General features: G+C 53.8%; 6 protein-coding genes, 1 rRNA gene and 3 pseudogenes. All 10 read right to left on the minus strand.

Annotated features, from left to right (window positions below):
* A 16S ribosomal RNA gene (locus tag NLX71_RS17025) occupies positions 1–72 on the minus strand; the annotation flags it as partial.
* Positions 73–442: 370 nt separating this feature from the next.
* Positions 443–1300 (minus strand): annotated as a pseudogene (locus tag NLX71_RS17030) (helix-hairpin-helix domain-containing protein); the annotation flags it as partial.
* Between the two features lie 104 nt (positions 1301–1404).
* Positions 1405–3201 (minus strand): annotated as a pseudogene (locus NLX71_RS17035) (reverse transcriptase domain-containing protein).
* A 629-nt stretch (positions 3202–3830) separates the two neighbouring features.
* Positions 3831–4991, minus strand: a pseudogene (ligA, locus tag NLX71_RS17040) (NAD-dependent DNA ligase LigA); the annotation flags it as partial.
* 48 nt (positions 4992–5039) lie between these two features.
* On the minus strand, positions 5040–7346 hold the full coding sequence (gene pcrA / locus NLX71_RS17045; protein WP_254365008.1) for a DNA helicase PcrA: 2307 nt from the start codon (positions 7344–7346) through the stop codon (positions 5040–5042).
* A gap of 16 nt (positions 7347–7362) precedes the next feature.
* A complete protein-coding gene (pcrB, locus tag NLX71_RS17050; RefSeq protein ID WP_254365051.1) occupies positions 7363–8046 on the minus strand; it encodes a heptaprenylglyceryl phosphate synthase in 684 nt (227 codons plus the stop codon).
* A 305-nt stretch (positions 8047–8351) separates the two neighbouring features.
* A complete protein-coding gene (locus NLX71_RS17055; RefSeq protein ID WP_254365009.1) occupies positions 8352–8936 on the minus strand; it encodes a hypothetical protein in 585 nt (194 codons plus the stop codon).
* Positions 8937–9064: 128 nt separating this feature from the next.
* A complete protein-coding gene (locus NLX71_RS17060) occupies positions 9065–10993 on the minus strand; it encodes an ABC transporter permease (protein ID WP_254365010.1) in 1929 nt (642 codons plus the stop codon).
* On the minus strand, positions 10968–12083 hold the full coding sequence (locus NLX71_RS17065) for a sensor histidine kinase (RefSeq protein WP_254365011.1): 1116 nt from the start codon (positions 12081–12083) through the stop codon (positions 10968–10970). Before NLX71_RS17065 ends, NLX71_RS17060 begins: the two co-directional genes overlap by 26 nt.
* Positions 12080–12784, minus strand: coding sequence for a response regulator transcription factor (locus NLX71_RS17070; RefSeq protein WP_254365012.1), 705 nt, complete (start codon positions 12782–12784; stop codon positions 12080–12082). Before NLX71_RS17070 ends, NLX71_RS17065 begins: the two co-directional genes overlap by 4 nt.
* Positions 12785–12852: the final 68 nt, after the last annotated feature.

Here is a 12852-nt window from a genome sequence, read left to right on the forward strand (position 1 = left end):
AGCCCGCTCGACTTGCATGTATTAGGCACGCCGCCAGCGTTCGTCCTGAGCCAGGATCAAACTCTCCATTAAAGAAAGCTGATATAGCTCAAAATGCTTGTTACGCTTGGCATTTCGTTCTCATTTGTTCAGTTTTCAAAGAGCTTTCGTCACTATTCTGTTCTGCCGTGACAAGATCTAATCTTATCACATCAGGACGAGCTTTGCAACTACTTTTTTTATCATCCGCTCGCTCAAGGCTTACTGCCTCTTGCGGCGACAAGCAATAATGTATCACAGATGCCAGGTCGAATGCAACCATAAATTTTGGCAATTGTAAATTGGGTCCACTCCTCGGCAAGCGGCGCACTTTTTAGCGGGCATTACATAGTATTATCGACGAAAAACCGCCGTGCTCCTTTTCCGGAACCGGCGGTTTCGTGCTGCACAGCGTGAAAAGTGATTAGACGTCATCTAACAGCTGCCGCAGCTCCTCTTCATTATCAATAATGCGGATACCCAGCTCTTGGGCTTTGGTTAGCTTGCTGCCAGCGTTCTCTCCGGCGATGACGATATCGGTCTTCTTCGACACGCTGCCGGTCACCTTGGCACCCAGCTTCTCCAGCTTCTTGGCGGCTTCGTCCCGCCCCATGGTGGTGAGCGTACCCGTTAAGACGACCGTTTTGCCGAAAAACGGACTGCTTTCGTCGACGACCGCAGGCGCTTCTTCGCTGACCGGCTGTATACCGGCGGCAAGCAATCGCTCAATGCTTCGCTGCATCGCCGGATCGCGGAAAAAGCCGACGATGCTCTCCGCTACGATGCCGCCGATATCCGGCAGCGTGATCAGCTCCTCCGGCTCCGCCTGCATCAGCTTCTCGAGACTGCGGTAATGCTCCGCAAGCTCCTTGGTCGTCGTCTTGCCCGTATTCGGAATGCCGAGGGCATATAGGAACGATGCCAAATCGGGCTGCTTGCTTTTCTCGAAGGCGGCGATCAAATTCTCGGCCTTCTTGGTCCCGAAGCGTTCCAGCTTGATCAAATCGTCAAACGTCAAATAGTACAGATCGGACGGGTCGCGCACGTCAAGCGAATCGTAGAGCTGCTCGGCCGTCTTCTCGCTGAATGTCTCGATGTCCATCGCATCGCGGGAGGCAAAATGAGCAATACGCCCGACAAGCTGCGGACGGCAGTCCACCTTATTCGTACAGAACAGATGCGGACCCTTTTTCTCCAAATCGTGTCCGCACGAAGGACATACCGCCGGAGGCACGATTTCGCTTCCGTCGGCTTCCTCGGTCACTTTGCCTAGAATCTCCGGATGAGGTAAGCCTCCGGCGCCTTACCGCGTATGCGCGGCAGGTTTCCAAAGACTCCCTCCAGAACCGTACGTACTCCTCTCAGAGTATACGGCTCGCCACTTTGTCAATCTAATCTTCCAGCGTGTAGGTCATCGTGACACTTTCTACAGAGAGCGAGAGTCTTTCTCCTTCTCGCTATCATGAATTATTCCCATTTCGCTTTACCTTTCAAGTCCTTGAGCTTTTTTACGTGGTGCATCTCGATCTCGGTTTCTGCTTCGCACCATTCGCATTTGTTCGCTAGCAACCGGTCAACTAAGCTCGATCTGCCTGAATAGATCAGTGTATTAGGTTCTTTGTCAACGTCTGGAGCTGCAAGCGGGTTCTCGTGCTTTGAGAAGCTTTCGTTGAAAAAGAATCTAATCTTTTCGCCCTTCTTTGTCATGTATCTCACCGCGAACTTCCCGTTCACCCTGTATTTGTCGATAACTTGGCGCACCGAAATTTGGTACTTCCTCGCGAATGTTTTGTACATGCTGTATTCCATAATGTAATGGAATTGGTTAAGGACACTGACATTGTTGGCAAGACGGTAGTAGTTGTACAACCCTCTTATTTCTGAGTTGTAGATGCTTACGATCTCAAGGTCGTCGTTATCGATTAGATGCTGTCTATGGATGGATTTCCATGACCCGTCATCTTTGATTGCTAGTGCTCCCAAGCTTCTCAGCTTTCCTTCCCAAGCCGCCTTGGGAAGATGAAGGTAAGGTTTATAGTTTCTTGATCTCCCGAATTTACTAAGCGTTTCGTCTCGTTGAATCGAGATTCCATATCCTAGGAATTTTGCGAATTTCGATGAGTGAGTGATAAGGGTCTTTTCCATTGAGAGTTCGAGTTTAAGGTTTTCCCTTAGGAACAGTGCCGCATCTGCTTTAACCTTTTCTGCCTCTTCCTTAGAACCAATAATGCCGATCAAGAAGTCATCTGCGTATCTAATGTAGATAAATCTTTTAAATTCTTCGTCCATTGGGTCTAAAGCTGGAATGACCTTGATTCTTTCGTTTATCCGATTGATTTCTTCGGTGTACTCCGCTTTTTTGGCTTCGTCCCAAATGTCCTTGTTTTTCTTAAGCGTCCGTTGATATGATCTTCGTCTGCTTTCGATAAGCCGATATTCTGGACTCCTCTTCCGCTCCTTACCAGCATTAAATTCCTTCTGGTATTTACTCATGTACCTGTCAAACTCATTCAGGTATATGTTCGCCAAGAGCGGACTCACGATACCTCCTTGCGGTGTTCCACTGTAGGTGCCGTGATATTGCCAGTCCTCCATGTAACCTGCTCTAAGGAATTTCCAAATTAATCGGATAAACTTCTCATCTTCGATTCGCTTTCTAAGAATTTCGATTAGCTTAGCATGGTCGATGTTGTCGAAGAATCCTTTAATGTCTCCTTCTACAAACCATCTTACTCCAGTGAACAGATTCTTAACTTGTTTAAGCGCTGTGTGACAGCTTCTGTTCGGTCTGAATCCATGTGAGGAGTCCTTAAAACTACCTTCGTAGATAGCCTCCAGAACCATTCTAACGACTTCCTGAACGAGTTTGTCGTTCACGGATGGTATCCCAAGCGATCTTTTGCCACCGTTCTTCTTGGGGATGTATTTCCTCCGTGCGGGGTTCGGCTGATATGATTCATCTCTGATCTTAGCGATGAGGCTGTTGATTCTGCCTACATTCATGCCGTCGATGGTTTGTCCATCGGTCCCCGCCGTCATGTTGCCTTCTTTAGGGGCAACCTTCTGGTACGCTCTCAGGTAAAACTCGGGATTGTACAGATTCCTGTACAAGTCACGGTATTTGTATTCCTTATCCTTTGCTTTGGAAGATAGACTGTTTAACACTACTTCAGGAATTCTCAAGAGCCTCTCGCCCCTTTCCCTTTCGTATTAAACTGGACAAAGCTGTCCTCCTTCGCCATGTAGTGGGCTCTCCCTAGAGGCGCTACCCTCGTTCAGGTGGAGAACATATGTCACCATATGCTCTGACGACCCACCTTACCACCTCGGACTACTACGAGGACTCTGTTACCATATCGGGCTAACAGTTACTCCCGACTTAGGTAATCCCCATTTACGCTTCAGAGACACGCGCGTTACAGTGTCGGATGTGCCGTTCGTCCTTTAACTCTGATTGAGCTTGCCCAGCTTTTGACCATCTGATTAACTAAGTAATCCCATTAGTTAATCCGTTATACACCAATGTCATCCCAATCGGCGTATCTCAGCTGTCCGACTTTCGCGCCTACCTGGTCGAAGGGAACGTTAACCCTGCTTGGACTGGCATTCAAGTAATTCAACCTTCATCCTCGTCTGTAACTTTTCACCTTGCACTTCAGTAGCGCCATGGTAGTTAGGCGACTTAGTGCTTTGACCAACATGCTACACTCCCTCTTCGGTTTCCCTCCAAGATAAGTTGGCTGGTGACAGGCTATGATGGCTGGCCTGCTGCTTGCGAAGCAGATTCTGCTGAAACGCCTTTATGGGCGCACGATGACGTCGTTAGAACGCCGGATGTAAACGAGACTGCCTAGGCCGTATTTTAAATTTTTACGTTCGATGTCGTCCATGTTGTTAAGCGTACAGTTCTGCACGGTCACACCGCCGATATCGACGGCTTCTACCCGAGCGAGCGGCGTCACTTTGCCGGTCCGGCCCACGTTCCAGCTCACGTCGAGCAGCGTCGTCACGGCTTCTTCGGCTTCGAACTTATAGGCTACCGCCCAGCGCGGGAATTTGTCGGTATATCCGAGCACTTCGCGGGTGCGCATATCCGTTATTTTTACGACCAGTCCGTCAATCAGAAAATCAAGCGTATTGCGCATGGCGACCAACTTCTCCAGCTCATCTTCCACCGCGTCGATGCTGTCGACGAATTTGACGAACGGGCTGACTTTGAACTGGTTGTCGCGCAAAAAGTCGACCATTTCCTGATGATCCTGAAATTGCAAAGAGTCGGCATAGCCGATGTTGTAAAAATAAGCGTTGAGCTTGCGCTCCGCCGTCACTTTCGGATTCAGGTTGCGGAGGGCGCCTGCGGCGGCGTTGCGCGCGTTTTTGAGCGGCTCCGCCGCGGTCGCGTTATAGGCTTCGAGCACGGACAGGTTCATTATTCCCTCGCCCTGCACTTCGATAATCCCATCGGTATATGGAATGCGCAGCGGCACGGAACGGATCGTCTTGACATTGGCGACAATCCCTTCGCCGACGACGCCGTTGCCGCGGGTGGCCGCCTGCACGAGCTCGCCGCGGTCGTAGGTCAGATTCAGCGTCAGGCCGTCAAATTTCAATTCCACGACAAAGGATAAAGGCGGCAGCGGATCGTCCGGATGCTGGGTGTTGTAGTCATTCACCAGCTTCTGGACGCGCGTATGCCACGCCATCAGATCGTCGTGATTTTGCGCCTTGTCCAGACTCCAGAGCCGGGCCTGATGCCGGTGCGGTTCAAACCCTTTGAGCAGTTCGCCGCCTACCCGCTGCGTGGGTGAGTAAGGCAGTACGGTGCCGGTTTCCGCTTCCAGTTGAACCAGCTTATCATAGAGCGCGTCGTATTCGGCATCCGTGAGAGAAGGCTGATCCAGCGTGTAGTAAGCGTAATTGTGTTTATTGATCTCTTCGATAAGCGTCTTCATCGTTTCCAAAGCGTCCGGCATCGGAAATTCATCCTCTCATGGCTACGGGATATAAAGTTGCCTGGCGATTTAGCTCTGCTTGGTGATCGGCGCAAATTTGGCCAGCAGCCGCTTGACGCCCACAGGGGCCGGGAAAGCGATCTGCAGCTCGGTGTCGTCGCCCGAGCCCTTGATGGCGACGACGACGCCGGTGCCCCACTTGCCATGCGACACTTTGTCGCCCATGGCATAGTCGGTCGCCTGAGCCGCGGGAGCTGCGGCTTTGGGCGCTGCGCCTCCCGCGGCGGGGCCGCTGCGGAAGCTCACGGGCGTGCGGCCCGCCTGTTCGGGCACGCCGCCGAAGCCTCCGGCGCTGCCGAAGCGGCGTTCGCCGCCGGCCCACGCCGGGGTTGCCGCTCCGCCGCGGCCGAAGCCGCCGCCGGCGCGCACGGTCTCCAGGAGCTCCTGCGGCAGCTCCTGAAGGAACCGGGACGGCGCGTTCGCCGTCGTCCGTCCGAACAGCGTGCGCATCCGGGCGCACGTGAGGAACAACTCCTCCTCGGCGCGGGTAATGCCGACGTAAGCGAGGCGCCGCTCCTCCTCCAGCTCCTCGTTGTCCATCAGGGCCCGGCTGTGCGGGAATACGCCTTCCTCCAGGCCCACGACGAAAACGACGGGGAACTCGAGTCCTTTGGCGCTGTGCATCGTCATGAGCACGACGCCTTGTTTTCCCGCTTCCGGGTCCTGATTCATGGAGTCAATGTCGGCGATCAGCGCCAGATCGGTCAGGAAGGATACGAGGGATTTATCCTCGTTGCGCTTCTCGAACTCCATCGTTACGGACAGGAACTCGTCGATGTTCTCCAGCCGCGCCTGCGATTCGATCGTGTTTTCCCGCTTCAGTTCCTCGCGGTAGCCGCTCATTTCGAGCATTTTCTCCGTCAGCTCGGTGACCGACAAATAATCGACCATCCGGTACAGGTTCTCGATCATGTCACGGAAATCGGCCAGCGCGTTGCGGGCTTTGGCGCCGATTTCCATGCTGTCCACGTTCTCCAGCATCGCAAACATCGATACGCCGAATTGTCCCGCCGCTGCCCCCAGCCGCTCGACCGTCGTATCCCCGATGCCCCGCTTCGGCACATTGACGATCCGCGCAAAGCTGATATCGTCGTCCGGGTTCGAGATGAGCCGCAGGTAGGCGAGAATGTCCTTGATCTCTTTGCGGTCGTAGAACTTGATGCCGCCCACGATCTGATAAGGAATATCCGATTTGATCAAAATTTCCTCGACGACCCGGGACTGCGCGTTCGTGCGGTACAATATGGCATGGTCTCTGAACCGGCGGCCTTTGTCCACGTTTTTGCGGATTTCGCCGGTGATAAAATAGCCTTCCTCATGCTCGGAATCGGCTTGGTAAAGCCGGATTTTCTGCCCTTCACCCTTGTCGGTCCACAGGTTCTTCGGCTTGCGTCCGGTGTTGTTGGCGATCACTTTGTTCGCGGCGTTCAAGATGTTCGAGGTCGAGCGGTAATTTTGCTCGAGCATAATGGTGGTGGCGTTCGGGTAATCTTTTTCAAAATCGAGAATGTTGCTGATATCGGCCCCGCGCCAGCGGTAAATCGACTGGTCGCTGTCGCCGACGACGCAAATGCGCTTGTATTTGTCGGCCAGCATCCGGCACAGCATATACTGGGCGCGGTTCGTATCCTGGTATTCGTCGACGTGAATGTACTGAAACTTGTTTTGGTAAAAATCGAGCACCTCGGGCACTTGCTGGAACAGCTCGATCGTAGTCATGATCAGATCGTCGAAATCAAGCGAGTTGTTGGCCTTCAGCTTCCTCTGGTAGGACGAGTATACTTTGGCGACGATGCCGTCGAAGTAATCACCGATCTTGCGCTCGAATTTCTCCGGCGTCAGCAGCTCGTTCTTGGCGTTGCTGATGGCGGCCTGGACCGCTTTGGGCTCGAATTTTTTCGAGTCGATGTTCAGCTCTTTCATGCAATTTTTGACCACGGACAACTGGTCGCCCGAATCGAGAATCGTAAAATTCGACGTGAAGCCGATCCGCGAAATGTCCCGGCGCAAAATACGCACGCACATCGAGTGGAAGGTGGATACCCAAATATCCTGCCCCTGGGGGCCGACGAGGGCGCTGACGCGCTCCTGCATCTCCCTCGCCGCTTTGTTCGTGAACGTAATGGCAAGAATGCTCCACGGCGCCGCTTTGCGCGTCGCGATCAAATAAGCGATCCGGTGCGTGAGCACGCGGGTTTTGCCGCTGCCCGCCCCGGCCATGATCAGCAGAGGTCCGTCCGTAGCTTCAACAGCGCGTCTTTGCTGCGGGTTGAGCTTTTGAATCGCTTTGTGTATATCGATAGGTTCGTTAATCATGATTCTTATTTCCTTTCTACCGCATTTCCATGACCGCCGGGACCGTAGCGAGCGCCCGATCGAGATCATCGTATACCGCGTTGCCTACGACGACGGTGTGCGCCGCCTTCGCCGCCTCGCGGGCTTTCTCCGGGCTGTCGATGCCTCCGCCGTAAAACAGCCGCGACTGGGAAAGCAGCCGCTTCACCCGACCGACCAGCTCCATATCGCCGAACACGCCGCTGTACTCTAAATAAACGATCGGACAGCGGAACAAACGGTCGGCGATTCGGGCATAGGCCTCTACATCCTTCACGTCGAGCTGCACGTCGGCTTCGGTCAGCTTGGCCGCCGTGGAATCGCCGTTCAATATAATGTAGCCTTCGGGAACGAGCTCGTCCCAATCCAGAATCGCGCCGTATTCCTTCAGCGCCTGCTGATGACGCCCGACGATCCACTGCGTGTCTCCGGCGTTCAGCACGATCGGGATCATAAACAAGTCAAACCCCGGTACGATCGCTTCCGTGTCCGACACTTCCAAGACGCACGGCACTTCATACCGGCGGATGCGCGCCAGCAGGTCGACGGTGTTGTCGAAGGTGACGCCGGACGAGCCGCCGACCATCAACGCATCGGTGCCGGAGAGGCAAATGCGCTCAAGCGCTTCGTCGCCGATCTCCCGATCCGGATCAAGTTTAAACACATGCTTCCATTCTTCCATACGCAAATGCAAGGAAATTGCCTCCTGTCGGTTAAACACGGCAAGCCCGCCGCCCCCGGAAAAGGAACGTACGGAGCTGGTTCATCCTGTCTCAAGTCAAGTCTATGCGAGCCCGCGCCCGGTGTCAATGAAGCCTGCGGGGAACGGCTCTTCTTCCTATTATACCATAAAACAAGCAAGGAATAGGAATGCTTGTTCGTCTGCTTCGGACGCTTGGCCGGAACCTTTTTCCATAGTCGGCATACAAAAAACAGACCGGCTTGTAATAGACACCAGTCTGCTGAAAATAAAGCTGTTTGGGCGGCTCAAGAGCGGGTCTTGAATTCGCTGACGATCAGTCGGTCGCCTTGCACGCTGTAGGCTGACTCATGATGCATGACGGATTCGCTGTAATCCTGCTTCGACCTGCCGGTCAAGCTGAGTTTGTACTGTCCCTCGGCCGGCTGCGCTTTATGCAGCTCGTACTGCCCCCATTCGCTGCGCAGGCCCAGCATGGCCTTGGTGCTGTTCGCTTGGTACGTTCCGATCCGGGGGTCCCGGCGGTAAAAGTAATCGATCATCCGCCGCGCCATGTCGGGCGTATATACTTTCCCCAGCTGCGTCTGCATCTCGCGCATGGCGTGCTCGTCCATCTCCCCGGTAACCGGCGAAGACAGCACTTTATGCGTCCAGTCGTCCACTTGCTTAATCCAAGCGATGATCTCTTGATCGGACTTGTTCATGATTTCTTTTCCCATCGGCGGCGGCTCGATTTGGCTGAACGTCTGAAGCAGCCGCTCGCGGCCGACCGTTTTTTGCAGCGTCTTCATATCGGTGGCGTGGCGATCGGGCTCCTTTGTACAGCCGCACAGAAGCGCGGCGGCCAGAAGCAGTGCGACAATGATTTTCACCCGGATGATGCCCCTTCCGTGTTGGCTTTTTTTTCGTATTATGGTTCAAAAACGAAAAAATATACCAAGCTTGCGGAGAGGGCCGGGCAATGCTCTGCTTATGAGGGTTACGCGTCTTGCCCCATCGCTTACAAGCTCTTCATCTGGGCCATGTAAGCGCGGCGGGTTAGCAGGAAATATCCAAACTGCAGCACGGCAAAAATGGAAATGACCAGCGCCCCGTAAGACCATACGTTCATCGAGAGCAAATTCGCCAGCGTCTTGTAAGCGAAAGCCGCGTGAGCCGCGCCTACGACAACCGGGAGCAGGAACAACAGGCCGATCTGCACGTTGATGATCCGCCGGACTTCAGGTACGGACATTCCGATCCGCATAAGCGCGCGATATTGGTTGTCATCGTCCTGCAGCTCGGTGAACAGCTTGAAATACAGCATGCTCGCCGAGGCGACAAAAAACAGGAAGCTGACGAACAAACCGATAAGCAGCGTTAATGCCGAGCTTTGTTTGTTCGCGGCGTAGATGGAGGCGGGACTGAACAACTTTTTCCGCTGCTCTTCGGGCACGGACTGCTTTACTTTCTCCACTGTGGCGATATGCTCCTGCCAGCGGTTCAAATCAAAGCCGTAATAGACGAGCTTCCGTTCATCAGGCACCTTGCCCATCATCTGGGCATATTCCCCGTCATTGACCACGAGCAGCCCGCTCGCTTCTCCCATCAGATTGATAACGCCTCCCATGACCTGCCCGTCCATCTCCAACGCCCAGGATTGTCCGTCCCATTGAACGGTCCGCTGCGAACTCTTGTCCATTAGCTTAACGTCGGAATTCCTGTATGGATAACTGAATACGGCATGCCCCGGCGCAATCTGAAGCGGGGCTGCATACTCGATTCCTTCCGCCGCCCGATTGTAATCGGATTCCGATATCAGCAACGCCGTCGTATCCAATGCGCGGGAGCCGTACAGCGTAAGCGGGACTTGAACGCCTACGATTTTCAATTCTTTAGCTAAGCTCGCTCCTTCGGCGGCCAATACGGCCTTGATCTTCTCGGGGTCGATCCCTTTAGGAGTATTGAGCCCTTGTTGAGTAAAGCTTATCGTATTCGGAAACTGCTCCATCACCTGCTTGTCGCTGTTCTTATAAAACACGTAAATCGTGCCTGATGCCGTCAAAATGACCGCGCTTAAAACCGAAACGACGAACAGCGTGCGCGCGTTGTCTTTCATTTTGAACGCAAGCTGCGAGATGGCAATTAAATTCGTCCTGTTGTAGTATAGGCCCGTCATGCGCTGCAGTCTGCGAATAATCGCCACGCTCGCCTGCGTGAACAAGAAATAGGTGCCGAGCACGGTTAAAAAAATGATCGGCATCATAAGCTGCAAAATGAGCTGCAGCGAAGTCGTAAACGCCAAGTAATATCCGCTTCCGAGACAGCTCACGGCCAAAACGGTCAACCACGGTGAAGCAACGGGAAGCTTCTTCGGCTGCTTGGCCGCCCGCAATAGCGTGATGATCTGACTGCGGCTTACGCTGAACATCGCAAACAGGGTCATCGCGAGAAACAAGGCCAGAAATCCGACGACCGTCTGAAGCAGCGCCTGGGGCGGTACGACGAAGCTGAGCGGACTCTTCGTTTGGAGCAAACGCGCAATAGCCAAAAAGAATAGCTTCGAGAACAGCATGCCCGTGCCGATCCCCACGCCGATCGACAGCAGGCCGATCATCATCTGCTCGTAAAACATCAGCCGGCTGATCTGCGAACGGGTCATTCCGAACAAGGTGAGCAATCCGAATTCTTTCTTGCGCGTCTTGAGAAAAGCAAAGCTGGCGTACAGCACGAAAAAAAACGAGAAGACGACGATCAGAATTTGGCAGGCGAAGAGCACTTCTTTCACCATATTTGCCGCTCTGATTTGCCCGTTGGCGACTTCGGGATGATAGATGAAAGCACCGAACATATAGAAGACCATAACGGAAAAAGTGCTGCTTAGAAAAAATGCGATGTACCGATGCCAATTGCCTTGAATATTTTTAAGGGCGAGCTGTCGGAAGTTCATCGAAGTTCCCTCCCAGGCTGCGAGAGAAATGAAGGCGGACGGTCGTTCCTTCCCCGAGCTTCGATTCGATCTCGAGCCGGTGTCCGAGCCTCCTGCACGCTTCCTTGGCGATAAACAGCCCCATGCCGGTCGATTCGGCGACAAGCCTGCCGTTCTCGCCGGTAAAAAAAGGATCGAACACCCGCGGAAGATCCTGCTCGGCGATGCCGATCCCTTCGTCCTGAAATACAGCATGGCAGCCGCTGCCGTCCTTCGTGACTGTCATGATCAGCGATTTGCCGCTGTCGTGCTTGCTCTTGGAATATTTAATCGCATTCGAGACGATTTGATGCAAAATGATGCCGAGCCACTTGTCATCCGTATCGATGTAGCACGCTTCGTGGCTGGCAATCAGCTTCGGATATATCCGGTAGCGGATGCATGCCTTCTTATGCTCGTTAATGACATGGCGGACCGCTTGCAGCAGGTCGATCTTCTGCATGCGAAGATCCGCTTCGAACTTCTCAAGCCGTGCCGTGTGCAGCATCATGTCGAGGCCTTGACGCAGCTTCTCGTTTTCTTCCTGGATGCTCTCCAGCACTGCCCCAAATGGTCGCTGGGACGCTTCCTTCGGCGCGGCGTGCGGCTGCTCGGTCAGCAGTCCGATGACGGACACCGGCGTTTTCATTTGATGCACCCATAATCGAACGAACGTTTGGTGCTGATCTTGGGAAATCCGGTGCTTCTCAAGCCGGTCGGTATAAGCGCCGTATAATTCCAACAGCAGCTCTACGGCCATCCGCTGTTCCCGGGTAACGCCCGTAGGCAGGCTTATAACGCCTTCCATAGCCTTGGGCCTGCGGCCGTTCAGCCCGCTTTGCTTCAGACTCCGAAGGCCTTGGAAATACCCGCGCTGCCGGATATAGTCCAAGATCAAGAAAGCGGCGAGTCCTGCTGCCGATAATAGCGCCATGTAGGCGATATTGCTTTGGTCGAGCGAAACGTTTTTGCCCAGCAGGTCCAGCTGCACGACTGCCGCGATCAAGATTACATTGATCCAATACATGACGATAAATCCGATGCGGTCGGCCAAAAAGTCGCGGAAGCTCATCCTTCGCCCTCCCAGGAAGTCTGAAGCCGGTAGCCTTGGCCGCGGACCGTTTCGATGACGCGCGTGATGCCGAGCTCTTCCAATTTTTTGCGCACCCTCGTAACATTCACCGTCAGCGTATTGTCGTCAACGAAATCGATATCGTCCCACAGCGCCTCAAGCAGCCGTTCGCGGGACACGACTTCCCCCGCCTGCTTCAGCAGGAGATCCAGCAGCAGCAGCTCGTTGCGGCTGAGGTCCACTTTGCGCCCCTGCCATTCGGCCGAGCTCCGGGTCCGGTCGACGAACAGGCCGTTCAGCTCTGTCAGTTCTCGTCCGGCCTGCACTTGCGCATATTCCCCATAGGCGCGGCGCAGAGCGCTTTTGACCTTCGCCATGACGACTTCCGAATGAAACGGCTTCGTTATGTAATCGTCGCCGCCGTTCTCAATGGCCATGATCTGGTCCATTTCCCCGACCCGTGCGGACATGAACAAAATCGGCACGCTGGAGACGGTGCGAATCTGACGGCACCAATAAAACCCGTCGTAACTAGGCAAGTTGATATCGAGCAGCACAAGCTCGGGCTTATGCTGAAGGAACGCGTCCTTGATATGTTTATAGTCGGTCGTGCGAACCGCTTCGTACTCGTATTTTTCCAAGTATTCCTGAAGGATACCAGCAATCTTATCGTCATCCTCCACGATCAGGATACGATACATTATCCCAAGCCCCCTCTCCAAGTCGCTACGGAAATATTATACCCTTTTTTGGCAAGGCTCGGTTAACA

Origin of the sequence: Paenibacillus sp. MZ04-78.2 (genome assembly GCF_024213375.1) — a bacterium.
GTDB lineage: Bacteria > Bacillota > Bacilli > Paenibacillales > NBRC-103111 > Paenibacillus_G.